General features: G+C 64.8%; 27 protein-coding genes and 1 tRNA gene. 18 read left to right on the plus strand and 10 right to left on the minus strand.

Translation table 11 applies throughout. From position 1 onward, the window contains the following. Positions 1-108: 108 nt before the first annotated feature. Together HQN78_RS13280 and HQN78_RS13285 are read left to right on the plus strand one after the other, a co-directional pair. Positions 109-182, plus strand: a tRNA-Gly gene (locus HQN78_RS13280). Between the two features lie 63 nt (positions 183-245). Next, on the plus strand, positions 246-2,396 hold the full coding sequence (locus HQN78_RS13285; protein WP_107798250.1) for an AsmA family protein: 2,151 nt from the start codon (positions 246-248) through the stop codon (positions 2,394-2,396). A gap of 78 nt (positions 2,397-2,474) precedes the next feature. Here the strand turns inward: HQN78_RS13285 and HQN78_RS13290 are convergent, their stop codons facing one another. Continuing rightward, on the minus strand, positions 2,475-4,448 hold the full coding sequence (locus HQN78_RS13290) for a cation:proton antiporter (protein WP_107798249.1): 1,974 nt from the start codon (positions 4,446-4,448) through the stop codon (positions 2,475-2,477). 119 nt (positions 4,449-4,567) lie between these two features. Between HQN78_RS13290 and HQN78_RS13295 the strand changes: the two genes are divergently transcribed. The 15 genes from HQN78_RS13295 to HQN78_RS13365 all read left to right on the plus strand — a co-directional run bounded on the left by HQN78_RS13295 (position 4,568) and on the right by HQN78_RS13365 (position 18,551). Continuing rightward, positions 4,568-5,548, plus strand: a complete 981-nt coding sequence (locus tag HQN78_RS13295; protein WP_227107058.1) for a KpsF/GutQ family sugar-phosphate isomerase — start codon at positions 4,568-4,570, stop codon at positions 5,546-5,548. A gap of 25 nt (positions 5,549-5,573) precedes the next feature. Next, positions 5,574-6,098 carry an HAD family hydrolase gene (locus HQN78_RS13300; protein ID WP_107798247.1) on the plus strand — a complete coding sequence of 175 codons (525 nt, stop codon included), beginning with the start codon at positions 5,574-5,576 and terminating at the stop codon, positions 6,096-6,098. Beyond that, the gene (gene lptC / locus HQN78_RS13305) at positions 6,095-6,664 is read left to right on the plus strand and encodes an LPS export ABC transporter periplasmic protein LptC (RefSeq protein WP_107798246.1); all 570 of its coding nucleotides are present in this window, start codon (positions 6,095-6,097) and stop codon (positions 6,662-6,664) included. The genes HQN78_RS13300 and lptC overlap by 4 nt, the downstream gene beginning before the upstream one ends. Then, complete coding sequence (gene lptA / locus HQN78_RS13310) at positions 6,654-7,208, plus strand: lipopolysaccharide transport periplasmic protein LptA (RefSeq protein WP_107798245.1); 555 nt, start codon at positions 6,654-6,656, stop codon at positions 7,206-7,208. Before lptC ends, lptA begins: the two co-directional genes overlap by 11 nt. Then, positions 7,205-7,933, plus strand: coding sequence for an LPS export ABC transporter ATP-binding protein (lptB, locus tag HQN78_RS13315; RefSeq protein ID WP_227107056.1), 729 nt, complete (start codon positions 7,205-7,207; stop codon positions 7,931-7,933). The genes lptA and lptB overlap by 4 nt, the downstream gene beginning before the upstream one ends. 3 nt (positions 7,934-7,936) lie before the next feature. Beyond that, entirely contained in the window at positions 7,937-9,358 is a 1,422-nt protein-coding gene (locus tag HQN78_RS13320; protein ID WP_235084266.1) for an RNA polymerase factor sigma-54, read from the plus strand. 67 nt (positions 9,359-9,425) lie between these two features. Beyond that, on the plus strand, positions 9,426-9,740 hold the full coding sequence (gene hpf / locus HQN78_RS13325) for a ribosome hibernation-promoting factor, HPF/YfiA family (protein WP_019104259.1): 315 nt from the start codon (positions 9,426-9,428) through the stop codon (positions 9,738-9,740). Between the two features lie 121 nt (positions 9,741-9,861). After that, entirely contained in the window at positions 9,862-10,323 is a 462-nt protein-coding gene (gene ptsN / locus HQN78_RS13330; RefSeq protein ID WP_107798242.1) for a PTS IIA-like nitrogen regulatory protein PtsN, read from the plus strand. Continuing rightward, complete coding sequence (hprK, locus tag HQN78_RS13335) at positions 10,316-11,272, plus strand: HPr(Ser) kinase/phosphatase (RefSeq protein WP_019104261.1); 957 nt, start codon at positions 10,316-10,318, stop codon at positions 11,270-11,272. Before ptsN ends, hprK begins: the two co-directional genes overlap by 8 nt. Then, positions 11,253-12,095, plus strand: coding sequence for an RNase adapter RapZ (gene rapZ / locus HQN78_RS13340; RefSeq protein WP_107798241.1), 843 nt, complete (start codon positions 11,253-11,255; stop codon positions 12,093-12,095). The genes hprK and rapZ overlap by 20 nt, the downstream gene beginning before the upstream one ends. A 34-nt stretch (positions 12,096-12,129) precedes the next feature. Continuing rightward, positions 12,130-12,765: a flavin prenyltransferase UbiX gene (locus HQN78_RS13345; protein ID WP_107798240.1), complete on the plus strand. Its 636-nt coding sequence runs from the start codon at positions 12,130-12,132 to the stop codon at positions 12,763-12,765. A 45-nt stretch (positions 12,766-12,810) separates the two neighbouring features. Next, positions 12,811-14,301, plus strand: coding sequence for an NAD(P)H-hydrate dehydratase (locus HQN78_RS13350; RefSeq protein ID WP_107798239.1), 1,491 nt, complete (start codon positions 12,811-12,813; stop codon positions 14,299-14,301). Between the two features lie 115 nt (positions 14,302-14,416). Then, positions 14,417-15,334 carry a DMT family transporter gene (locus tag HQN78_RS13355; RefSeq protein WP_107798238.1) on the plus strand — a complete coding sequence of 306 codons (918 nt, stop codon included), beginning with the start codon at positions 14,417-14,419 and terminating at the stop codon, positions 15,332-15,334. A 77-nt stretch (positions 15,335-15,411) separates the two neighbouring features. Further along, the gene (locus HQN78_RS13360; RefSeq protein WP_107798237.1) at positions 15,412-16,956 is read left to right on the plus strand and encodes a sensor histidine kinase; all 1,545 of its coding nucleotides are present in this window, start codon (positions 15,412-15,414) and stop codon (positions 16,954-16,956) included. Beyond that, complete coding sequence (locus tag HQN78_RS13365; protein WP_107798236.1) at positions 16,953-18,551, plus strand: DUF3369 domain-containing protein; 1,599 nt, start codon at positions 16,953-16,955, stop codon at positions 18,549-18,551. The genes HQN78_RS13360 and HQN78_RS13365 overlap by 4 nt, the downstream gene beginning before the upstream one ends. Positions 18,552-18,659: 108 nt before the next feature. On the opposite strand, the gene HQN78_RS13370 is transcribed toward HQN78_RS13365, so the two are convergent. From HQN78_RS13370 to HQN78_RS13400, 7 genes are all read right to left on the minus strand, one after another. Continuing rightward, entirely contained in the window at positions 18,660-19,277 is a 618-nt protein-coding gene (locus tag HQN78_RS13370; protein ID WP_019100472.1) for a hemolysin III family protein, read from the minus strand. A 181-nt stretch (positions 19,278-19,458) separates the two neighbouring features. Beyond that, on the minus strand, positions 19,459-20,115 hold the full coding sequence (adk, locus tag HQN78_RS13375; protein ID WP_107798235.1) for an adenylate kinase: 657 nt from the start codon (positions 20,113-20,115) through the stop codon (positions 19,459-19,461). Positions 20,116-20,185: 70 nt separating this feature from the next. After that, positions 20,186-20,959: a 3-deoxy-manno-octulosonate cytidylyltransferase gene (gene kdsB, locus HQN78_RS13380; protein WP_235084268.1), complete on the minus strand. Its 774-nt coding sequence runs from the start codon at positions 20,957-20,959 to the stop codon at positions 20,186-20,188. Further along, complete coding sequence (locus HQN78_RS13385) at positions 20,956-21,138, minus strand: Trm112 family protein (protein ID WP_048408720.1); 183 nt, start codon at positions 21,136-21,138, stop codon at positions 20,956-20,958. Before HQN78_RS13385 ends, kdsB begins: the two co-directional genes overlap by 4 nt. Further along, positions 21,128-22,150 carry a tetraacyldisaccharide 4'-kinase gene (gene lpxK / locus HQN78_RS13390; protein WP_235084274.1) on the minus strand — a complete coding sequence of 341 codons (1,023 nt, stop codon included), beginning with the start codon at positions 22,148-22,150 and terminating at the stop codon, positions 21,128-21,130. The genes HQN78_RS13385 and lpxK overlap by 11 nt, the downstream gene beginning before the upstream one ends. A 4-nt stretch (positions 22,151-22,154) precedes the next feature. Beyond that, positions 22,155-22,568 carry a biopolymer transporter ExbD gene (locus tag HQN78_RS13395; RefSeq protein WP_107798232.1) on the minus strand — a complete coding sequence of 138 codons (414 nt, stop codon included), beginning with the start codon at positions 22,566-22,568 and terminating at the stop codon, positions 22,155-22,157. A 2-nt stretch (positions 22,569-22,570) separates the two neighbouring features. Then, entirely contained in the window at positions 22,571-23,185 is a 615-nt protein-coding gene (locus tag HQN78_RS13400) for a MotA/TolQ/ExbB proton channel family protein (protein WP_107798231.1), read from the minus strand. A 22-nt stretch (positions 23,186-23,207) separates the two neighbouring features. Here HQN78_RS13400 and HQN78_RS13405 point away from each other — a divergent pair, with 22 nt between their 5' ends. Further along, complete coding sequence (locus HQN78_RS13405; RefSeq protein ID WP_227107052.1) at positions 23,208-23,483, plus strand: hypothetical protein; 276 nt, start codon at positions 23,208-23,210, stop codon at positions 23,481-23,483. 89 nt (positions 23,484-23,572) lie between these two features. Here HQN78_RS13405 and HQN78_RS13410 read toward each other — a convergent pair whose 3' ends face one another. Next, the gene (locus HQN78_RS13410) at positions 23,573-24,262 is read right to left on the minus strand and encodes an HAD family phosphatase (protein WP_107798230.1); all 690 of its coding nucleotides are present in this window, start codon (positions 24,260-24,262) and stop codon (positions 23,573-23,575) included. Further along, positions 24,259-24,933 (minus strand): DnaA regulatory inactivator Hda, encoded by a 675-nt coding sequence (gene hda / locus HQN78_RS13415; RefSeq protein ID WP_043591991.1) that lies wholly within the window; start codon positions 24,931-24,933, stop codon positions 24,259-24,261. Before hda ends, HQN78_RS13410 begins: the two co-directional genes overlap by 4 nt. Between the last annotated feature and the right edge of the window lie 3 nt (positions 24,934-24,936).

Below are 24,936 nucleotides of genomic sequence, written 5' to 3' on the forward strand. Positions count from 1 at the left end.
TTATCAATCGCTTAGCGCCCGCGCCGTCGCCGGAACCGCCCACAGCGGCGGCGCGCCTTGCCAAAACAGGCAAAAAACGCTACATTCGGGCGCTCTAGCCGAAAACGCGCGGGTGTAGCTCAATGGTAGAGCAGAAGCTTCCCAAGCTTACGACGAGGGTTCGATTCCCTTCACCCGCTCCAGTCCGATTTCCCAACCCGTAACCTAGATCAAACCGCTGGCATGGCCCATCCGAGCATCCACCCATGAAATTGAACTCCGGCCGGCTGTGGCTTCGCATCGCTGTTTACAGCCTCACCGCGCTAGTGGCGGTCGTCGTGCTGGTGCAATCGCTGATCTACTGGCAATTTAATGAAGCTCAGGTGCGCGGCACCCTGTCGCACGCCTTGCAGGACACCGGCCGCGTCATCAGCATCGAAGGCCGCGTCACCCCGATATTGTTCCCCTCTCCCGGCATCCAGATCGAAAAGCTCTCTGTCTCCGAACCGGGCCAGCAAACGCCGTTTGCCCGCGTGGAGGAATTGCGCGTCGGCCTGGCCTGGTGGCCACTGCTGTTCGGCAACCGCGAAGTGAGCTCGGTGGCGCTGTACGGCCCCAGCGCCAACATCAGCCGCGGCGAAGACGGCCGCCTGTCCATCGCCGATCTGTTTCAGCGCCATAGCCAGAGCAGCTTCTCCATCAAGCTGGACACGCTGAAGATACGCGAGGGCACCCTGGTGCTGTCCGACCAGATGACCCATACCGACAGCCGCGTCGCCAGCATCAGCCTGGACGCGGACGATCTGCGCGGCGGCGCCAGCCTCAGCGCCGGCGCCATCCTGGAACAGGGCTCGCGCCCGGTGCGCCTGGCGGTCAACACGCCGCTGTCCATCCAGGACGACCAGGTCAGCCTGGAGGCGCTGGACGCGGTGGCGATGACCCAGGTTCCCGGCCTGGGCGAAAGCAAACTCACCGTCAGCGGCCAGTACAAACTCAATTTCGCCACCTTGCAGGCCACCGGCAGCAATGTGGCGCTCGCCTTCAGCAGCGAGCGGCCCAGCAGCGAAGTCCACCTGGCGCTGCCGCAGATCAACGCCAGCTTCGACGAGCTGACCATGCCTTCCGGCCAGCTGAGCGCCAAGCTCAGCTACGCGCGCAGCCAGTACCAGCTGGAAGCCGCGCTGGAAAACCTCAAACTCAACGAAGCCGGCCTGTACGCCGACAAGCTGCACGGCGACTTCAACTGGCTGGCCGGCTCCACCAAGGTCAACGTCAAGCTCAACGCGCCGCTGTCCCTGGCCGGCATGAATCAATTGCGGATGCAGCCCTTGGCGCTGACCTCCACCATCACCACCCCGCTGCTGCCGCGCGGCAAGCTGGTGTCCACCATGGACGGCGCGCTGGACGGCGATCTGGACGAGCCGCGCTTCAATCTGCGCGTCGCCGGCAAGATGGACGGCTCCGACCTCGCCGTCACCGTCAGCCAGTACGGCCTGATCAAGCCGCGCCACGAAGCCACGGTGTCGGTGGGCCGTCTGGACCTGAACCGCTACCTGCCGGAAAGCAAGGGCGATCCGGTGGCCATCTTCCAGAACACCGGCGACATCCCGCTGGACTGGCTGGACCTGTTCGACCTCACCGGCAAGGTGGCGGTGGGCGAGCTGGCGGTGGGCCGCTTCCGCATCAAGCAGATCAGCAGCAATGTGCGCATCAACCCGCGCGAGCTGGAGCTGGACCAGATGTCGGCCGACATCTACGAAGGCAGGCTGCAAGGCGACGCCAGCCTCAGCCGCCGCGACGTGCCGCAGCTGAAAGTGAACCAGACGCTGCAGGGCATGAAGATCCGCCCGCTGCTGGTGGACCTGTTCAACTTCAGCCGCCTGGACGGCAAGGGCAACGGCAAGATAGACATCAACGCCGACGGCAAATCCTTCGCCCAGCTGCGCGACACCCTGAGCGGCAATGTGCAGATGAGCTTGAACAACGGCGCGCTGACCGGCATCGACCTGGTGGCGGCGCTGAAGAACCTGCCGGCCGAGCTGAAGGAATGGAACAGCGCCGCGCAGAACGACCAGAAAACCACCTTCGCCACGCTGTCCAGCAGCTTCCGCCTGGACAAGGGCGTGGCGCGCAGCCAGGACCTGAAGCTCGCTTCCCAGCTGATGAATGTGGGCGGCGGCGGCAAGATAGACCTGAAGCAAAGCATCGTCGACTACACCATGGACGTGCAGGCCAACCCGCTGGCCTTCGCCCGCCTCAAGGGCGTCAACGTGCCGCTGAAGATCACCGGCCCGCTGAACGCGCCGGTCTACGCGCTGGACTTCAACGCCATGGTCAAGGGCAAGAAGACCGAGGTGGAAAAGCAGCAGGCGCTGAAGCAGCAGTTGCAAAAGCAGATCACCACCATCCTGCCTTAACGCCCGACAAACAGCATCAAGACGAACGGCCCCCGCGGCTCACGCCGCGAGGGCCGTTCGACGTCCTCCCGCCGGTCCTTACTCCCCCTGCAGAATCCGGTACTCGGCCAGCGCCAGTTGCTCCGGCGTGCCCAGCAACACCAGCGCGTCGCCCTGCTCCACCTCGAAACTGTCGTCGAAATCAGTGCGCCGCACCCGCTGACGGCGGATCGCCTTCAATTCCACGCCCAAATCCCGCAGATGCAGATTGGCCAACGGCTGGCCCACCGCCGCCGCTCCGGTGCAGACCTGAATGCTCTGCAGCCGCGGCACCAAGGCCTCGTCCATGCCCTCGCCCTCGTCGCTGACGCCGCGGAAGAAGCCGCGGAACAGGCCGTAGCGCTCCTCGCGCACCGCGCGGATGCGGCGCACCACCCGGCTCGGCGGCACGCCGACCACCAGCAGCGCCTGCGAAGCCAACATCAGGCTGCCCTCCATCACCTCGGCCACCACCTCGTCGGCGCCGGCGTGGCGCAGCTGATCCATATCGCTGTCGTCCACCGTGCGCACGATCACCGGCAGCCCCGGCCGCGCATGCTCCACCGAACTCAAAATACGCAAGGCCGCGTGGGTGTCGGCGAAAGTCACCACCACCGCCTTGGCGCGCATCAGGCCGGCCGCCACCAGCACCTCGTGCTTGCCGGCGTCGCCGAACACCACCGGATCGCCGGCCTCGCCGGCCTCGCGCACCCGCTCCGGGTCCATGTCCAGCGCGAAGAACGGGATCTCCTCCGCCTCCAGCAAGCGCGCCAGCGCCTGACCGCTGCGGCCGTAGCCGCAGATCACCACGTGGTCGCTCTTGGACATGCTCTCCACCAACATATGGTGCAGGTCCAGCGCCTGGAACATCCAATCCTGCTTGATCAGACGGCGGGTGATCTTGTCCCCGTACAGGATCAGGAAGGGCGCGATCAGCATCGAGATCAGAATCGCGGCGATCGCCGCCTGAGCGGTGCCGGCCGGCACCAGATGCAGGTTCAAGGCCAGCGCCAGCAGCACAAAGCCGAACTCGCCGCCCTGAGCCAGGGCCAGCGCGGCGCGCATGGATTCATTGGACTTGTGGCGGAAGCCGCGCGCCACGCCGAACACCACCGCCACCTTGATCGGCAGCAGCAGGGCCAGCATCAGCAGCACTTCGCCGAAACGCTCGAACAACACCGTCAGTTCCAGCTTCATGCCCACGGTGACGAAGAAGAAGCCCAGCAGAATGTCGCGGAACGGCCGGATGTCCTCCTCCACCTGATAGCGGTATTCGGTTTCCGAAATCAACATGCCGGCGACAAAGGCGCCCAAGGCCAGCGACAGGCCGGACAGCTCGGTCAGCCAGGCCACGCCCAGCGTCACCAGCAGCACATTGATCATGAACAGCTCGCCCGAGCGCTGGCGCGCCACCAGATGGAACCACGGCCGCAGCAGGCGCTGGCCGAAGAACAGCAGCAAGGCCAGCACCACCACCACCTTCAGCGCCGCCAGGCCCAGGTCCATCCACAAGGTGTCGCTGCCGCCGGCGAAGGCCGGGAACAGAATCAGCAAGGGGACCACCGCGATGTCCTGGAACAACAACACGCCAATGGCCAGCTGGCCATGGGCCTGGTTCAGCTCCAGACGCTCGTTCAGCAATTTGCTGACGATGGCGGTGGACGACATCGCCAGCGCACCGCCGACGGCGAAACCGGTCAGCGGACTGCCGCTGAGCCAGCCCACCGCCAGACCCACCAGCAACATGGTGGCCGCCACCTGACCGAAGCCGACGCCGAACACCAGCTGCCGCATCGCGCGCAACTTGGGCAGGGAAAACTCCAGGCCGATGGAGAACATCATGAAGACAATGCCGATCTCGCCGAGAAAGGCGGTTTCCTCGCCTTGCGGAATCAGATTCATCACGCCGGGGCCGGCCAGAAAGCCCACCACCAGATAACCGAGCATGGCCGGCACTTTCAGGCTGCGGCACAAGGTCACCGACAACACCGCGGCCAGCAGAACCAAGACGATAGGGGCTAGTGACGAATGCATCGCGCGGCGGGGCTCCTGAAGCGAGAGAAAGGAAAAAGACTGCAATTTTTAACACATGCCAAGCAAAAGATGCACCAGCCTGCGTTCAGCGATTATAACCTTTGATATACTTTCGAATTATGGAAAAAGTACAAGCTCCGTCCCGGCTCCAATTGGCCCGGGAAGTCCTGCAGATAGAGTCCGAAGCCCTCACCGCGCTGTCGCGCAGCCTGAACGGCGACTTTCTCGCCGCCGTGGACCTGATCCTGGCCAGCGCCGGCCGTCTGGTGATCACCGGCATGGGCAAGTCCGGCCACGTGGCGCGCAAGATCGCCGCCACGCTGGCCAGCACCGGCACGCCGGCCTTCTTCGTTCACCCGGGCGAGGCCGCCCACGGCGATCTGGGCATGATCACCGCCCAGGACATCGTGCTGGCGCTGTCCAACTCCGGCGAAAGCGACGAAATCATCGCCCTGCTGCCGGCCTTGAAGCGCAAGGGCGTGCGCTTGATCTGCATGACCGGACGCGAAAGCTCCACCATGGCGCAGGAGGCCGACATCCACCTGGACGCCCGCGTGGAGAAGGAAGCCTGCCCGCTGGGCCTGGCCCCCACAACCAGCACCACGGTGCAGATGGCGCTGGGCGACGCGCTGGCGGTCACGCTGATGGACGCGCGCGGCTTCGGCCAGGGCGATTTCGCGCTGTCGCATCCGGGCGGCAGCCTGGGGCGCAAGCTGCTGGTCCACGTTTCCGACATCATGCACAGCGGCGAGGAATTGCCGCGGGTGGCGCCGGGCACGCCGCTGAAGGACGCCTTGCTGGAACTGTCCCGCAAGCGCCTGGGCATGCTGGCCGTCTGCGCCGCCGACGACGCCCTGCTGGGCGTCTACACCGACGGCGACCTGCGCCGCACGCTGGAACGTTCCGCCAACCTTTACGATCTGACCATCGATCAGGTGATGAGCCGCTCGCCGCGCACCATCAGCCCCAAAAAGCTGGCCACCGAGGCGGTGTTCCTGATGGAACAGAACAAGATCACCAGCCTGCTGGTCGTAGATGAAAGCAACAAATTGATAGGCGCGCTGCATCTGCACGATCTATTCAAGGCCGGCGTGATCTGAGTCGCCGGCATTAGCAAGGACAAGCATGCAAAGCATTTTTGAGCAGGCCCGCAAGGTCAAGCTGCTGATCATGGACGTGGACGGCGTGATGACCGACGGCCGCATCTACTACAACGCCCACGGCGAAGAAAGCAAATCCTTCAATGTGCAGGACGGCCTGGGCCTGCGCCTGCTGCAATCCACCGGGGTCCAGCTGGCCATCATCTCCGGCCGCGCCGACCGCTGCGTCGAGCATCGCGCCCAGGCGCTGCACATCGACCACTACTACGGCGGCGTGCACGACAAGAAACTGGCCTTGGGCGAACTGCTGGAACTCACCGGCCTGACGGCCGAGGAATGCGCCTTCATCGGCGACGATCTGATCGACCTGCCCATCATCACCCGCGTCGGCCTGGCCGTCGCGGTGCCGGAAGCGCCGGCTCTGGTGCGCCAGCGCGCCCACTACGTGACCGGCTGCTCCGGCGGCAAGGGCGCGGTGCGCGAGCTGGCCGAGCTGATCATGCAGGCCCAGGGTTCCTTCGACGCCATCCTGGCCAGGTATCTGGCATGATCCGCCTGCTGCGCTCCCACCGCCTGTTCCCGCTGCTGCTGGTGGGCCTGACCGGCCTGTTGACCGTGTGGCTGGACCAGGTCTCGCGCTGGGACAGCAACCGCCGCGAACTGGACCCGGACAAGCCCGAGTACGTGGCCGAACACCTGATCGCCACCCGCTTCGACCCGCAAGGCAAGCTCTACGAGCGGCTGATCGCCTCGCGCATGTGGCAATACCCGGGCAAGGACGACGCCTTCTTCGAAAACCCCGAGCTCTACCAGTACCAGCAAGGCGCGCTGCAATACCAGTTGATCGGCGACGTCGGCCGTTACAACAACAAAACCCAGCAAGCCTATTTCGACAAGAAGGCGACCATGATCCAGCCCGCCGCCGCGGACAAGCCGGAGACCAAGGTCGTCACCAGCGCCATGCATGTCGACACCGGCAAGAAAATCGCCCGCTCCGCCGCGCCCACCGTATTCTTTCAGGGCAAATCGCACGGCAACTCCGTGGGCTTCGTCTACCAGCAACAGACAGGTTTGTTGAACCTGCTGTCTCACACCAAGATCATTTATGAAAAATAAGCTCCGTCTCCTGCTGGCCGGCCTGGCGCTGGCCGCCGCCTCCGTCGCCCACGCCGAACAGGCCGACCGCACCAAGCCGATGGAAATCACCAGCGACAACGGCTGCACCATGGACCAGATCAAGGGCGTGTCCACTTGCGAAGGCAATGTGGTGATCATCCAGGGCACCTTGCGGCTCAACGCCGACAAAGTCGTCGCCACCCAGGACAAGCAGGGAAACCAGACCCTGGTGGCCACCGGCCGCATCGTCACCTTCCGCCAGAAAATGGACGGCAAGAACGAATGGGTGGAAGGCCAGTCCAGCCGCCTCGACTACAGCAGCGCGGCCAACCTCGCGGTGCTGACCGGCAACGCCCGGGTCAAGCGCGAAGGCGACCTGGTAGTGGGCAATGTGATCACCTACAACACCCAGAACGAAACCTACCAAGTGACCGGCGGCACCGCCACCGGCCCCAACAAGGGCCGCGTCACCGTGATCCTGCAGCCCAAGAACACCGCCTCCCAGCCGGCGACGGCCAAACCCGCCAGCGGAGCCGCCAAATGACGCAAAGCGTGCTCAAGGTGGAGCGCCTGCGCAAGCGCTTCAAGAAACGCACCGTGGTCAAGGACGTGGCGCTGGAAATCGCCAGCGGCGAAGTGGTGGGCCTGCTCGGCCCCAACGGCGCCGGCAAGACCACCAGCTTCTACATGATCGTCGGCCTGATCGGCGCCGACGACGGCGAGATTCGCCTGGACGATCAGGTGATCACCCACTACCCCATCCACCAGCGCGCGCGCCTGGGCCTCGGCTATCTGCCGCAGGAAGCCTCCATCTTCCGCCGCATGACGGTGGAGGAGAACATCGCCGCCATCCTGGAAGTGTCCGGCCTCAAGGGCAAGGAACTGGACAAGGAACTGGACCTGCTGCTGGACGACCTCAATATCGGCCACCTGCGCGACAGCAGCGCGCTGTCGCTGTCCGGCGGCGAACGCCGCCGCGTGGAGATCGCCCGCGTGCTGGCCACCCGGCCGCGCTTCATCCTGCTGGACGAACCCTTCGCCGGCGTCGATCCGATCGCTGTGATCGACATCCAGAAAATCATCTCCTTCCTGAAGGAACGCGGCATCGGCGTGCTGATCACCGACCACAATGTGCGCGAAACCCTGCGCATCTGCGACCGCGCCTACATCATCAGCGAAGGCTCGGTGCTCGCCTCCGGCGAGCCGGAAGAACTGGTCAACAACGAGAAGGTGCGCGAAGTTTACCTTGGCGAACACTTCCACCTGTAAGCGATGAAACAGACACTTCAGCTCAAGGTATCGCAGCAGCTGACCCTGACGCCGCAGCTGCAGCAATCGATCAAGCTGCTGCAGATGTCCACCCTCGACCTGCAGACCGAAGTCGAGCGCTTCTTGCTGGACAATCCCTTGCTGGAGCGCGGCGACGAAGCGCCGCAGGGCGAAGCGCCGGACGCCGCCGCCCAGGAACCGGAGGCCCCGGCGGAAAGCCGCGACGACGCCTCCGGCGACGACGGCGAACGCGGCGCGGAGACCGGCGAACTGAGCGACTGGGGCAGCGGCGGACGCCGCGGCGACGGCGACGACGAGCTGGACCCGATGCTGAACGTGCCCTGTCCTATCAGCCTGCGCGAGCACCTGCTGGCGCAGTTGGGCGAAGTGGCGCTGCCTACGCGCGATCAGGCCATCGTCCAGCTGCTGATTGAAGAGCTGGACGACGACGGCTATCTGGGCCAGACGCTGGAAGACATCGCCAGCCACCTGCCGCTGGAACTGGAAATCGAGGCCGACGAGCTGATGATAGGCCTGCGCCTGCTGCAGCAGTTCGACCCGCCCGGCGTCGGCGCGCGTTCGCTGCCGGAAGCGCTGGCGCTGCAATTGCAGCGGCTGGACCCGGACGAGCCGCAGCGCGGCCTGGCGCTGGCCATCGTTCGCGACCACCTGGCCTTGCTGGGCAACCGCGACTACACCCGGCTGAAAAAACAGCTGGGCGTGGACGACGCCGCGCTGCGCGCCGCCCAGGCGCTGATCGCCCGCCTCAACCCCCGCCCCACCGCCGGTTTCGGCGCCAGCGACACCCAGTACGTGATCCCCGACGTCTCGGTCAGAAAACGCAAGGGACGCTGGGTGGCCGCCCTCAACGGCGGCGCCGTGCCTCGCTTGCGCGTCAACCAGATGTACGCGCGGCTGCTGGCGGAAAACCGCGGCGGCAACGGCGAAATGTCCTCGCGGCTGCAGGAGGCCAAATGGCTGGTGAAGAACATCCAGCAGCGATTTGACACTATCCTGAAAGTGGCGGAAGCTATCGTTGAACGGCAGCAATCGTTCTTTGAACACGGCGAAGTGGCCATGCGCCCGCTGATTCTGCGCGACATCGCGGACGAGCTGGGCCTGCATGAATCCACGGTGTCCCGGGTCACCACCCAGAAATACCTGCTCTGCCCGCGCGGCCTGTTCGAGCTCAAGTATTTCTTCGGCAGCGCGCTGGAAACCGACAGCGGCGGCGAGTGCTCCGCCACCGCGATCAAGGCCCACATCCGCAGCCTGATAGACGCCGAATCGCCGAGCAAACCGCTGTCCGACAGCGCCCTGGTCGAAGCGCTGGCCAAACAGGGAATACAAGTTGCCAGACGCACGATAGCCAAGTATCGTGAAGCCATGCAGATACCGCCGGTCAACCAGCGCAAGACGCTGTGACCCAGGCGGCGGAATACAGCGATCCGGCCGACCCGACCGGACTGTCAACACCAGAAGGAGCTAGGGTATGAACCTCAAAGTAACTGGACTGCATCTGGAAGTAACTCCCGCCCTGCGCGAATACGTTGAAACCAAAATGGAGCGCGTTACTCGACATGTCGACCATGTGATCGACATTTCCGTTACTCTGTCTGTTGATAAACTGGTGCAAAAGGCCGAAGTCAACGTGCATCTGTCCGGCAAGGACATCCACGTGGAAGCCACCGAATCCGATATGTACGCCGCCATCGATCTGCTGATCGACAAGCTGGACCGTCAAGTGCTGAAACACAAGGAAAAGCAGTCTGAACACCGTGCTCCGGCGCCTGAAGCCAGCCTGTAATCCCTTGAATTGGAAGGCGGGGGCCTGCGGGTTCCCGCTTTTCTTTGCACTTGCCCGTTTTCAGTACTATCAAGGCAACGTAGAATTGCCGGGTTTTTCTCAGCCGCATGCATAATCCAATATGAACCTCATCGGCAAAATCCTGACACCCGAACACGTCCTGCTGGATCTGGACGTCGCCAGCAAGAAGCGCGTGTTCGAGCAAGTCGGCCTCTTGGTTGAAAATACCCGGGGCATCGCGCGCAGCGAAATCTTCGATTGCCTGTTCGCCCGCGAAAAGCTCGGCTCCACCGGCCTTGGCCAGGGAGTGGCGATTCCGCACGGCCGCGCGCGCGGCCTCAAGGACGCGATGGGCGTATTCATCCGTCTGAAGACCCCGATTCCCTTCGACGCGCCCGACGGCAAGCCGGTGCAGTGCCTGTTCGTGCTGCTGGTGCCGGAACAGGCCACGGACCTGCACCTGCAAGTGCTGTCCGAACTGGCGCAGCTGTTCTCCAGCCGCCAGATGCGCGAGCAGATGCTGGGCATCCCCCTGCGCGACGAGCTCTATCAGCTGCTCAATAATTGGGTGCCCAATGCCTAGCATCAGCGTCCGCCGGCTGTACCAGGAAAACCAGCAGAAGCTCAACCTGACCTGGGTCGCAGGCACCGGCGGCGCCGACAATATGATAGGCAACGACGAACAGCGCCCCACGCAGGCGCTGGTCGGCCACCTCAATTTCATCCACCCCAACCGGGTCCAGGTGCTGGGCCTCGCCGAGGTGGACTACCTGAACCGGCTGGAGCAGTCCGCCGCCAAGACCGCGCTGGACCAACTGTTCCACAAGAGCATGTCGGTGGTGATGGTGGCCAACGACCAGCCGGTGCCCAAGCTGCTGCGCGACTACTGCCACACCCACAACGTCCCGCTGATGACCACCAAGCTGGAAAGCCCCTACCTGATGGATGTGCTGCGCATCTATCTGGCGCGGGCGCTGGCGGTGTCCACCGTGCTGCACGGCGTCTTCCTCGACGTGTTCGAGATCGGCGTGCTGATCATGGGCGATTCGGCGATGGGCAAGAGCGAGCTGGCGCTGGAACTGATTTCCCGCGGCCACGGCATGGTGGCCGACGACGCGGTGGAGCTGTACCGCATCGGCCCCGACACGCTGGAAGGCCGCTGCCCGCCCTTGCTGCGCGACTTCCTGGAAGTGCGCGGCCTGGGCATCCTCAACATCCGCACCATCTTCGGCGAAACCGCCGTGCGGCCGAAGAAGGTGCTGCGGCTGATCATCCATCTGGTCAAGGCCAACGACCAGGCGATGCAGGCGCTGGACCGCCTCAACATTCAGTCGGAAACCCAGGACATCATCGGCGTCACCATCCGCAAAGTGGTGCTGCCGGTGGCCGCCGGCCGCAACCTGGCGGTGCTGGTGGAGGCCGCGGTGCGCAACTACATCCTGCAGCTGCGCGGCATCGACAGCACCCGCGAATTCATCGAACGCCACACCAACTTCCTCAGAGACCAGGAAAATGCGCCTGATATTGATTAGCGGCCTGTCCGGTTCCGGCAAGTCGGTGGCGCTGCGCGCGCTGGAAGACGCCGGCTTCTACTGCGTGGACAATCTGCCGGCCACCATGCTGCACGAGGCGATGTCGCTGTACGCCGACTACGGCTACGAACAGATCGCCATCAGCGTGGACACCCGCTCCGGCCCGTCGCTGGGCGCCTTGCCGGCGGAAATGGAAAAACTGCGGGCCCAACATGTGGACGTGCGCCTGCTGTTCCTGGAAGCCACGCCCGCCACCCTGGTCAAGCGCTTCTCCGAAACCCGCCGCCGCCACCCGCTGTCCGGCGCCGACGTCACGGTGGAGGAAAGCATTCTGCTGGAACAGGACATGCTGGCCGAGATCATGGAGCTGGGCACCCGCATCGACACCAGCGAGCTGTCCGCCAACGCGCTGCGCAGCTGGGTGCGCGAGCTGGTGGACGCCGACAGCAGCCGGCTGACCCTGATCTTCGAATCCTTCGGCTTCAAGCACGGCCTGCCGCGGGACGCCGACTTCGTTTTCGACGTCCGCTGCCTGCCCAATCCCTATTACGACCCGCAGCTGCGCCCGTTCACCGGCCGCGACCAGCCCATCATCGACTTCTTCCAGCAAACGCCGGAAGTGCAGCAGATGGTGGACGACATCCAGCAGTTGGTCAGCAAATGGCTGCCCTGTTTCAGCATGGAAAACCGCAGCTATCTGACCGTCGCCGTCGGCTGTACCGGCGGTCAGCACCGCTCGGTCTACATCACGGAACGCCTTGCCCGCCTGTTCGCCGCCGAACAGGTGCTGGTGCGCCATCGCCAGCTCTACCGCCAGAACTGAACGCATTCGGGCCGCCCGCCTACAGGAGACATTCATGCGCCCGATCCAAACCGTCACCGTCGCCCTGACCGGCGCCTCCGGACTGCCCTACGGCCTGCGGCTGATCGATTGCCTGATCGCCGCCGGCGTTCGCGTCTGGGTGCTGTATTCGCAGGCCGCGCAAGTGGTGGCCAAACAGGAAATGGACCTGACCCTGCCCTCGCGCCCGGCCGAAGCCCGGCAATGGCTGATGCAACGCAGCGGCGCGCGCGACGGCCAGCTGGCGGTCTTCGGCCGCGAAGAGTGGTTCGCGCCGGTGGCCTCAGGCTCCAACCCGGCCGACGCCATGGTGGTCTGCCCGTGCTCGATGGGCACGCTGGCCGCCATCGCCCAGGGCAGCAGCGACAATCTGATCGAACGCGCCGCCGACGTCAGCATCAAGGAACAGCGCAAGCTGGTTCTGGTGCCGCGCGAGGCGCCGTTCTCCGCCATCCATCTGGAAAACATGCTCAAGCTGGCTCGTCTCGGCGTTGTCATCCTGCCGCCGTCTCCGGGGTTCTATACTCATCCCAAGACCGTGGACGATATGATCGACTTCGTGGTGGCGCGAATTCTGGATCAGCTCCGCATCGACAATCAATTGACGCCGCGCTGGGGCGAGCCCGCCCCGGACCGCCCCGCGGCCCCCTAGCCAGCCGCCGCGCCGCTTGCGGCCCGGTCAAAGAGGAATCTTGGGATGCCGACACAAGACCAAAGCATTCTCAGCCTGGACGCCTTGCGCCAACTGGAGCGCCAAGCCACCGACGCCGGCTACAACCTGATGCAGCGCGCGGCGATGGCCACCGCGGACTGGGTCAGCCACCACCTGCCCAGCGCGTCCCGGCTGTTGATTTGCGCCGGCCCCGGCAATAACGGCGGCGACGCGCTGTACGCGGCGCTGGAACTGATGCGCCGTCGTTTCCGCGTCGACGTGCTGGTGCCCACCCAGCCCACTAGCCCCGCCACCTCGGAAGCCCTGCATGAGCTGGAGCAGGCCCAGGGCCATGTAATGTTCGATCTGCCGCGCGACTACCGCGCGCCGCAACTGGTCATAGACGGCCTGTTCGGCGTGGGCCTGAGCCGGGACTTCGACCTGGAATGGACCACGCTGATCGACCGCATCAACCAGCTGGGCAGCCCCATCCTGGCGCTGGACTGCCCCAGCGGCCTGGACGCCTATACCGGCGTGCCGGCCAACACCGCGATCCAGGCCAGCCACACCCTGACCTTTTTGTGCCAGAAGCCCGGTCTGTTCAGCGCCTCCGGCGCCGATCTGGCCGGCAATGTGGAACTGGAACTGCTGGACTGCCCGCCCAGATTGATCCCCGCGGCGGACGGCAGCATCAACCAGCCGGACGTCCGCGCGCTGCTGCGGCCGCGCAACAGCCACAAGGGCCTGTTCGGCACCGTCTGCGTGATAGGCGGCGCGCCGGGCATGCTGGGCGCGGCGCTGCTGGCCGGGCGCAGCGCCTTGGCCTGCGGCGCCGGCAAAGTCCATGTCTGCCCGCTGGACGACCGGCTGCCGGTGGATCCGGTGGTGCCGGAGCTGATGATTTCCGCGCTGGACGAAGCGGCCGGCCTGCCCGACGCCGACGTGCTGGCCGTCGGCCCCGGCCTGGGCCAGCAAGAACGGGCCGGCCGCCTGCTGGACCAAGTCATCCAGCTGCCGCAGGCGCTGGTATTGGACGCCGACGCGCTGAACCTGCTGGCCAACGACCACGCCGCCGCCGCCCTGATCGCCAAGCGCCAGGCCGGCACCGTGCTGACCCCGCATCCGGCGGAAGCCGCGCGCCTGCTGGGACAAAGCACCGAGACGGTGCAAAAGGACAGGCTGATGGCCGCGCGCCGGCTGGCCAACCACTTCAACTGCGTGGTGGTGCTCAAGGGCGCCGGCAGCCTGATCGTCGGCCCGGACGGCTTCTACCATCTGAACACCAGCGGCGGCCCGGCGCTGGCGGTGGCCGGCCAGGGCGACGTCCTGACCGGCATCATCGCCGCGCTGCTGGCCCAGCGCATGGAGCCGTTCGAAGCCGCCAGCCTGGCCGTGCACATCCATGGCCTGGCCGGCGACGATTTCGAAATGGAAACCGGCGGCCCCATCGGTCTGTCCGCCTCCGACACCGCCTGGCGCGCCAGCCTGATGCTGAACCGCCTGATCCAGGAACGCGCGCAGGAACAGGCCACCTAGATCCAAAACCCCGCAAGCCCCCGGGGAAATCCATTTGCATTAGAATGGGTCATCGGCGCGCGGGCCGGCGGCATGGCCGTCCCGCGGCCCCTCATCCGTCACCCTGGGGATTACCTTGCAGTCACAATCTAAAGCTTACGCCTACGGACTCGCCGCCGTCCTGGCCTGGTCCACGGTGGCCAGCGCCTTCAAGATCAGTCTCGCCCACCTCAGCCCGGCCCAGCTGGTGCTCTACGCCAGCGCCGCCTCTCTCTTCTGCCTGCTGGGCTTGCTCGCCGTCCAGGGCCGGCTGCCGGAGCTCGCCCCGGCCCTGCGCCGCCACTGGCGCGCCTCGCTGATCTTCGGCGCCGTCAATCCGGCGCTGTATTATCTGATTCTGTTCCAGGCCTACGCGCTGCTGCCCGCGCAGGAGGCCCAGGCCATCAACTACACCTGGGCCTTGACCATGAGCTTGCTGGCGGTGCCGCTGCTCAAACAAAAGCTGCAACGCCGCGACATCGCCGCCGCGCTGGTCTGCTATCTGGGCGTGCTGGTGATCGGCACCCGCGGCCAGGTGCTGGAACTGCGCTTTTCCGACTCGCTGGGCGTGGCGCTGGCGCTGGCCTCCACCCTGCTGTGGGCCGGCTACTGGATTTTCAACGCCCGCGACGCGCGCGAGCCGGTGATAGGCCTGACGCTCAATTTCGCCTTCTCGCTGCCGCTGAGCCTGGCCTGGTGCGCCTATACCGGACAGCTGGGCCCGGTGGCCTGGCAGGGCCTGGCCGGCGCCGCCTATGTCGGCGCCTTCGAGATGGGCTTCACCTTTGTTCTGTGGCTGACGGCAATGAAGCTGACGCCGAGCACCGCCCGCATCGCCAACCTGATTTTCCTGTCGCCGCTGCTGTCGCTGGCGCTGATTCATTTCCTGATCGGAGAGGCCATCCTGCCCTCCACCCTGGTCGGTCTGGGCCTGATCCTGAGCGGGCTGGCGCTGCAAAAACTGGCCCCGCGCGCCAAGCCCGCCGCGGCGCTGAGCGCCGACGGCGGCGGCTAGCTCCGCGCGCATCCGGATTTGGTATTCGCGCCAGAACTGCCTAGGATTCAGTGTGGGCACTTGGAACTGTGAACATAATGAAAAGCATAAAAACCAAATTGATGTTCTGGTTGATGGCCTGGATCACCGCCATTCTGGGGACGACGGGCCTGTTTTCCTATTTGCACAACCAGGAACGCAATGAGGCCGATTACCAATCCCAACGCGCCGCGGTCAAAGCCCGCCTGGCGATGTCGCTGCCGCACAGCGTCTGGCAGCTGGACGATGAAAACGTCAGGCTGACGCTGGACAGCGAGCTGAGCTGGCCGTCCATCATCGCCATCAGCGTCAAGGGGGAATCCGGGCTCAGCCTGGGCCGCAGCCATGACAGCGACGGCAGCATCCGCGACATGCCGCCGTCGGAGGAGCCGCGTTCCGACGACATGCTCAACATTCCCATCGTCTACCAGGGCAAGGAGCACTTGGGCAACGCCACCGTCTATCTGTCGCGCCAGGCGCTGGCCAAGCATCAGCGCGACCAGTTGATCGAACTGTCCGCCCAGATCCTGCTGCTGGACGTGATGATCTTCATGATCATGTCCTTCAATCTGCAACGCTTCCTGTTCCAGCCGCTGGCGCGGCTGCAGCAGGCCTTGAACACCGCCATCCGCGCGCCGGACGCCAGCGGCGCCCAAGTCACCCACGTCGCCGACGACGAGATCGGCGGCATCGTCAACGGCTTCAACCGCATCGTGGCGCGCACCGCCGGCGATCTGGCCAAGCGCACCGAGGCCGAAGCGGTGGCCCGCGCCGAGCGCGACCGCGCGGAAGAAGCTTACCGCCAGTTGATGGAAGCGCAGCAAACCCTGGTGGAAACCGAGAAGATGGCCTCGCTGGGCAGCCTGGTGGCCGGCGTCGCCCACGAGATCAACACCCCGGTGGGCATCACGCTGACCACCGCCTCCCACCTGGGCACCGCCACCAGCCACATCATAGAAAAGGTGGACGGCGGCACCGTCAAGAAAAGCGACTTCCAGGCTTATCTGGACACCGCCAAGGAATGCAGCGATCTGATCCTGTCCAACGCCGAGCGCGCGGCCAACCTGATCCACAGCTTCAAGCAGGTGGCGGTGGATCAGACCAGCGAGGCGAGGCGCAGCTTCCAGTTGCAGGATTATCTGAACGAGGTGATCACCAGCCTGAAGCCGCGCTTCAAGCACGCCAACACCACCATCAGCGTGCAGTGCGAGGAAGACATCCTGCTGGACAGCTATCCGGGCTCCTTCGCCCAGGTGGTCACCAATCTGATGGTCAACTCCCTGGTGCACGGCTTTGAAAACCGCAGCAGCGGCAAAATCCTGATCGAGGCCAGGCGCAACAATCCGCATTACATCACGCTGACGCTCAGCGACGACGGCAAGGGCATTCCGCCGGAAAACCTGAGCCGCGTGTTCGACCCCTTCTTCACCACCCGCCGCGGCAGCGGCGGCAGCGGTCTTGGGCTCAACATCGTCTACAACATCGTACGGCAACGCCTGGGCGGGTCGATCGAGGTGCACAGCGAAGTAAATAAAGGCACCACCTTCACCATCACCATGCCCTGCTCCGCCCCGGTCAATCAGAGCAAGGAGAACATAGCATGAGCGACATCACCAACCAGGAAGACGACTGGCTGCTGGACGATGATGACGCTCCGTCTGCGTCCTCCCCAGCCTCCGCCGCCGGCGACGGCCGCCACCCGTGGAAAATCCTGATCGTCGACGATGAGAAGGACGTGCACACCGCCACCCGCATCGCGCTGCGCAACATCCGCTACAAAGAGCGGCCGCTGGAACTGCTCAGCGCCCACTCCGGCAAGGAAGCCTACGAAGTGGTGCGCCAGCATCCGGACATCGCGCTGATCATGCTGGACGTGGTGATGGAGAGCGAGGACGCCGGCCTGAAGCTGGTGCACCAGATCCGCCAGGACCTGAAGAACGGCCTGGTGCGCATCGTGCTGCGCACCGGCCAGCCCGGGCAGGCGCCGGAGCAGGAAGTCATCCTCAACTACGATATCAACGACTACAAGACCAAGACCGAGCTGACGGTGCAAAAGCTGTTCACCACCATCATCTCCTCGCTGCGCGCCTACGAAAACCTGCTGTCGCTGGAGAAGAACCGCCAAGGCCTGTCCAAGATCCTGGAAAGCGCGTCCGACCTGTACCAGCTGTATTCGCTGCGCGAGTTCGCCTCCGGCGTGCTGCGCCAGATCAGCGCGCTGCTGGACATCGGCAGCGACGGCATCCTTTGCGTGCGCAACGACAGCAGCAACGGCCGGCCGGAACTGGAAATCCTGGCCGCCTCCGGCAATTACGAACCGCTGGGGCAAAGCGGCGACCTGAGCCCCTTCCCCGAGCTGGAGCAGGTGATCCTGCGCTCCTTCGCCGAGAAGCGCAGCATCTACCAACACCCTTACGACGTGCTCTACATCACCTCGCGCAACGGCCGCGAGTTCATCATCCACTTCACCCCGCAATGGCCGCTGGAAGAAGTGGAGCGCGACCTGCTCGACGTGTTCTGCCAACGCATTTCCGCCGCCTACGACAATCTCTACCTCTACAGCCAGCTGCGCAGCGCGCAGGAGGCCACGGTGGTGGCGCTGGCGGATCTGGCGGAATTCCGCGACACCGACACCGGCAATCACGTGCTGCGCGTGCAGCGGCTGACCGACGCCATCGCCGGGCAGATGCGGGACAACGGCGCTTATCCGGAACTGATGGGCAAGGAATTCATGGACATGGTGGGCATGGCCAGCATCCTGCACGATGTCGGCAAGGTGGGCACGCCGGACCACATCCTGTTCAAGCCGGGCAAGCTGGACCCGGACGAGCGGGTGATCATGGAGCAGCACGCCACCATAGGCGCGCAGATTCTGGCCAGATCGGCCAGCATGGTGGAGGGGATGAGTTATCTGTCCCTGGGCTCGGAAATCGCCGGCGGCCACCACGAGCACTTCGACGGCAACGGCTACCCCAGGAAGCAGAAAGCGCATGAAATCCCGCTGTCGGCGCGCATCGTCGCGGTGGTGGACGTATTCGACGCCCTGCTCAACAAACGGCCCTACAAGGAGCCGTGGACGCTACACGACACCATGGAATACATTTCCGGCCGCTCCGGCAGCCAGTTCGATCCCGAAGTGGTGCGCGCGCTGGAAACCCTGGTCAAGGAGCGCCGGCTGCAGGACTTGCCGGACGCCTGAGCGAGCGCCAGCGTCCACGCCGCGATAAAACAGGGCGAAAGCAGCGTTTGCGCTGGTTTCGCCCTTCTTCTTCGTCCCGCCGCGGCGCGGAGGACTTCAAGCCTCGGCTCAGGCCACGTAGAACAAGACGCTGACAAACTGGCAGACGCTGCCGCCCAGCACGAACAAATGCCAGATGCCGTGGCCGTGGCGGATTTTCTCGTCGTTGAGAAACCAATAGATGCCGACGCTGTACAGAATCCCGCCCAAGGCCAGCCAGAACAGGCCGCCGCTGGGCAAGGACTCGATCAAGGGCGGCAAGGCCACCAGCACCAGCCAGCCCATCACCACATAGAGAATCATCGACAGCAAACGGGTGCGCCGCCCCAGGGTCAGTTCCTGGATGATGCCGAACACGGCCAGGCCCCAGCTGACGCCGAACAGGCTCCAGCCCCAGGCGCCGCGCAAAGTCACCAACGCGAACGGCGTGTAGCTGCCGGCGATCAGCAGATAGATCGCCGAATGGTCGCACTTCTGCAGCACCGCCTTGGCGCGGCCGCGGAAGCTGTGATACAGCGTGGAAATCAGATACAAGGCCACCAGCGTGGCGCCGTACAGGCTGAAACTGACCACCTTCCAGGGGTCGCCCTCGCGCGCGGCCATGGTCACCAGCACCACCAGGCCGGTAATGGCCAGCAAAGTGCCGATCAAATGGGAAATCCCGTTGAAACGTTCCCCGTGATACATAGGTATTATCCTTGCGCCGGCATCGCGCCGGCTTGACGCACAAAAACTTTTGGAGCCGCTCGCGGGCTCCGGGTTCAATTGTCCGCCTGTTGCCGCCGCCGCGCCAGCCCTTTCTCTACACGTCAAAAGAAAAGCGGGCCATAAGGCCCGCTTGTCTTCTTGGAGAACCCGGAACAGGTTCTCAGGCGCCCAGCGCCTTCAGCACCTCGTCTCGCACCACTTCCACCGCGCGGGTGCCGTCGATCTTGACGTATTTCGGCGCCTTGGCGTCGCCGCTGGCGGCGCGCTCGCCGTAGAAGCCCACCAGCACCGCAGTCTGTTCGTGGTAAACCGACAAACGCTTCTTCACGGTTTCTTCGCGGTCGTCGTCGCGCTGGACCAGCTCTTCGCCGGTCACATCGTCCTTGCCGGCCACTTTGGGCGGGTTGAAGCTGATGTGGTAGGTGCGGCCGGAGGCCATATGCACGCGGCGGCCGGCCATGCGCTCGACGATGGCCGCGTCCGGCACGTCGATCTCCACCACGTAATCGATGTCCACGCCGGCGGCGATCATCGCCTCGGCTTGCGGAATGGTGCGCGGGAAGCCGTCGAACAGGAAACCGTTGGCGCAATCCGCGTCGGCGATGCGCTCCTTGACCAGGCCGATGATGATGTCGTCGCGCACCAGGCCGCCGGCGTCCATGATCGCCTTGGCTTCCAGGCCCAGCGGCGTGCCGGCCTTGACCGCGGCGCGCAGCATGTCGCCGGTGGAGATTTGCGGGATGCCGAATTTTTCCTTGATGAAATTGGCCTGGGTGCCTTTGCCGGCGCCAGGCGCCCCCAACAGGATCAGTCGCATGAAGATCGCTCCGTCAATTTGAATAAGATGATTTGATATCGAAATCCGGGCCGCGCCGACGCGGCCCGGCTTATGAGTTCCGTCCGGCGCCCAGCAAGCGGCGCACCCGCTCCAGGTCCTCCGGCGTGTCCACGCCGGCCGGCGGCGCGGACTCGACCACCGCCACCTTGATGGCGAAGCCGTGCCACAACACCCGCAACTGCTCCAGCGCTTCGAAACGCTCCAGCGGCGCCGGTTCCAAACGGTTATAGGTCTTCAGAAAACCCGCCTGATAGGCGTACATGCCGATATGCCGCAGCACCGGTAGGTCCGCGGGCAGCGCGCTCGCATCCTGTGCGAAGGCGTCGCGGGCATAGGGAATCGGCGCGCGGCTGAAATACAATGCGCGGCCGGCGTGGTCCAGCACCGTCTTGACCACATTGGGATTGAACATGTCGGCGGCGGCGTGAAACGGATGCGCCAGCGTCGCCACCGGCGCGTCGCCGGCGGCCAGGAGCGCCGCCAGCTGATCGATCAGCGCCGGATCGATCAGCGGCTCGTCGCCCTGGACATTGACCACGATCTCATCGTCGGCCAGGTTCAAGGCCTGCGCCACTTCGGCCAGCCGGTCCGTGCCGCTGGCGTGGTCGGCGCGCGTCATCAACGCCTCGACGCCGTGAGCGCGACAAGCGTCCAGCACATCGGCGTGGTCGGTGGCCACGATCACCCGCGTCGCGCCGCTCTTGGCCGCCTGCTCGGCGACCCGCGCCACCATGGGCTTGCCGGCGAGATCGGCCAGCGGCTTGCCCGGCAAGCGGCTGGACGCCAGACGCGCCGGGATCACCACGCAAAAGCCGCGGCTCATTTTATTTCTTCTTCCGGCGCCAGCTCGCGGGCTTCGGCTTCCAGCATCATCGGGATGCCGTCCTTGATCGGGTAAGCCAGTCGGTCGCCCTTGCAGACCAGTTCCTGCTTGGCCTTGTCGAAAACCAGCGGGCCCTTGCACAGCGGGCACACCAGAATATCCAGGAATTTAGCATCCATGTTTTATCTTCAGTCGATCCAGAATCCAAGCGCTCAGATCAGGCTCCAACTCCGCCTGAACCGGCAAAACCCATAGTCTAGCACGCTGCGCTGCATCATGAATCACCCGCCGCAGCTTGACCGCGTCCTTGCTGGTAACGATCACCGCGTCCATGTCGGCCGGCAGGTCCGCCGCGGCGAATTGATGATGGTCGGGCCAGGCCAGGCAAAGCTCAGGCCGCAGGCCCAGGCCGGCCAGCGTGTCGAAGAAGCGCTGCGGGTGGCCGATGCCGGCCATCGCCGCCAGCCTCAGCCCGGCGAAATCCGCCGCCGCCCGCGTCTCCTCGGGCCGGTCCAGCCGCTGCAACGCGGCCGGACGCAAACGCATGGCAAAACGCCGCGGCCCGGCCGGCAAGGCCAGGCCGGCGGCGTCCCCGCCATTGATCACCACCGCGCCGACGGAGCGCAGCCTAGACCACGGCTCGCGCAGCGGACCGGCCGGCAGCAGCCGCCCGTTGCCGCCGCCGCGCGCGCCGTCCAGCACCACGATCTCCAGATCGCGGCTTAAGCGGTAATGCTGCAGACCGTCGTCGGTCAGTATCAATTCCAAATCGGGATGCAGCGCCAGCAGATGACGGCCGGCGGCGACCCGGTCGCGCCCCACCACCACCGGCGCGCCGGCGGCGGCCAGCAAGAGCGGCTCGTCGCCCACTTCCTCCGGCGAGCTGTCCGGCCGCACCAGCGTGGGCTGGCGGTGGCTGCCGCCGTAACCGCGGCTGATCACCCCCGCCTTGACGCCGCCTTGTTGCAAATCGCGCAACAGGGCCAGGGTCAGCGGCGTCTTGCCGACGCCGCCCACATTGATGTTGCCGATCACCGCCACCGGCGCGGCCAGGCGCTCCGCGCGCAGCCAGCCGCGGCGGTAAGCCAGCCGCCTGGCCGCCGCCGACAGGGCAAACAGCCCTTCCAGCGGAGCCAGAAGGGCCGTCAGCCACCAGCGCGGCCGATACCATTGCCGTTCTATCCAATGCATGCGGCTATTGCGAACGGGTGGCGAAGGTCAGCTGGTTCAGACCGGCCTCGCGCGCCGCCTCCATCACCGTCACCACCGATTGGTGGGTGGCTTTGGCGTCGGCGTTGACGATGACGATTACATCGCTCTTGCCCGCGGCGTCGTCCTTCAGCTTGCTCAACAGCGCCGCCTTGTCGCCGGCGGCCAGCTTGGCCTCGCCCACCGCCATTTCGCCGTTGGCGGCCACCGCCACGGTGATTTCCGACGACTTGGTCTTGGCCTGCTCGCCCTGGGCGGCCGGCAGATTGATCTTGAGTTCGGCGAACTTGGAATAAGTGGTGGTGACCATCAGGAAGATCAGGATCACCAGCAGCACGTCGATCAGGGGAATGAAGTTGATCTCGGGCTCTTCGCGGCTGCGGCCTCGGCGGAAATTCATGCTCAACCCCCGTTTTTACGCTCGCCGTGCAGCACTTCCACCAGCTTGACCGCTTGCGACTCCATCTCCACCAGCAGACCGTCCACCTTGGAGCGGAAATGGCGATAGAACATCATGCTGGGAATGGCGACGATCAGGCCGAAGGCGGTGTTGTACAGCGCGATGGAAATGCCGTGCGCCAATGCTTGCGGGTTGTTGCCCGCCGGCGACTGCGAACCGAAGATCTCGATCATGCCGATCACCGTGCCCAGCAGGCCCAGCAAGGGCGCCATCGCGGCGATGGTGCCCAGCGTGGTCAGCAAGCGCTCCAGTTGATGCGCCACCACGCGGCCCTCGTCCTCGATCGCTTCCTTCATCACTTCGCGATTGCCGCCGACATTGCGCAGGCCGGCGCAGAACAGGCGGCCCAGCGGCGAATGCTCCTGCAGCTTGCGCAACAGCTCCTCGCTGGCGCCGGCGCGGCGGTACTCCTGCAAAGCCTGCCCCAGCAGGCCCTCCGGCGCCACGCTGCTCTTCCTCAGGCTGAACAGGCGTTCAAAGATAATCGCCAGCGACACGACCGAGGCGGCGATGATGGTCCAGATCGGCCAGCCGGCCGCTTCAATGATTGACCACACGAGGAGGTTCTCCGAAAAACGATTGCAAACGCTGAACTTTAGCGGCATCCATGCCGGTTCAGCAACCGGCTCCGCTGCGCGCCGCCGCCGCCGCGCCCTCAAACAGGCGCTTAGCGGCGAAAACTACGCAGAGTTGTCAACAAAGCCGTCTAAACCCATCTTTTATAAAGGCTTTCGAATGCCGGCTCCATTTCATCGGCGCCGCTCGAAACTCAAGCCGGCGAAAGCCGCGCCAGGCAAGGCTTTCAACCCAGACTATCAAGATCCGCGCCATGATTGGAGGCTGCCGCTTTTTTAACCTTTGCCAGCAAAAGCCAAGCCCCGGCAAGCGATCCACACAGTTATCCACAAGGTTATTCAGCCGCCGCTGTGGATAATTGCCGCGCCTCAATCGCGCAGCGAAATCACCCGCCAGCCCTCTTGCTCGGCGTGGGCGCGCAGGGTGTCGTCCGGGTCCACCGCCACCGGATGGTCCACCAGCTTCAGCAAGGGCAGGTCATTGTGCGAATCGCTGTAGAAAAAGCTCTGGCCGTAGCTGTCCATGCTCAGGCCGCGCTCGTCCAGCCACTGCTGCAAACGGGTGATCTTGCCCTGCTGAAAGCTGGGCACGCCGCTGACGCGGCCGGTGAAGCGGCCCTGCTCGTCTTCCTCCAGCTCGATGGCGATCAGATGCTCCACGCCCAGCTCGCGGGCGATAGGCCCGGTAATGAAGCGGTTGGTGGCGGTGATGATGATGATCTCGTCGCCCTGGGCCGCGTGCGCGGCCAGCAAATCGCGCGCCTTGCGGGTGATGATGGGCTTGATGTGCTGTTCCAGGTAGTCGGCGTGCAAGGCGTCCAGTTCGGCGCGGCTGAAACGCTTCAAGGGCTCCAGCGCGAACACCAGGTATTCGTGGATGTCCAGCGTGCCCTGCTGATATTGCCGGTAGAAATAATTGTTGCGCTCGTCGTAATGCGCCTGCTCCAGAATGCCGCGCTGGATCAGGAAGCGCGGCCATTCGAAATCGGAATCGCCGGCGATCAGGGTGTGGTCTAGGTCGAACAGCGCCAGATTGCGCAATGCAGAAGTGTCGGTCATGGTTCCGGGCTTGCGGTTTGCAAAACGTTTTTCACCAGCGGCACGGTGATCGGCCGCCTCATGGCCAGAGAATAGCGGTCCAATATGTCAATCATGCCGATCAGGCTGGACAGGTCGCGCCGCCAATGGGTCAGCAGGTAGCGGTAGACATCGTCCGGAATCGACAGCTGGCGGCTGGCGGCGTGGCTGCGCAAGGCGGCCAGCTTGTCCTCGTCCGACAGCGCCTTGACTTCGAACACCAGGCCCCAGCCCAGGCGGGTGCGCAGATCGTCGCGCACCGCCAAGGCCATCGGCGGCTGGCGTCCGGCCATCAATAGCCGCGACTCTCCGCTCTCTTTCAGCGAGTTGTAGAAGGAAAACAGAGTGATCTGGTCGTCCGGCGCCAGGTCGTCGACATGGTCGACGGCGATGAAGCTGGCTTCGCGCGCGAAGTCCGGCAGATGCTCGGTCTTGCCGTCCAGATAGATGGAGGCGCGCCCCAGCCGCTCGGCGTGGGCGATCCAGGCCTGCAACAGATGCGTCTTGCCGCAGCCGGGCTCGCCCCACAGATAGATGAAGCGCTCGCCGGCCTCGGCCGTCAGCGCGGTAATCACCTCGCGGTTGCGTTCGGCCAGGAAATTGTCGAAGGCCGGCAAGGGGGTGGGCGTCAAATCAAGTATTAACTGGTCCAAGTG

The sequence above is a fragment of the Chromobacterium sp. Beijing genome, from assembly GCF_021496765.1.
Taxonomy (GTDB): domain Bacteria; phylum Pseudomonadota; class Gammaproteobacteria; order Burkholderiales; family Chromobacteriaceae; genus Chromobacterium.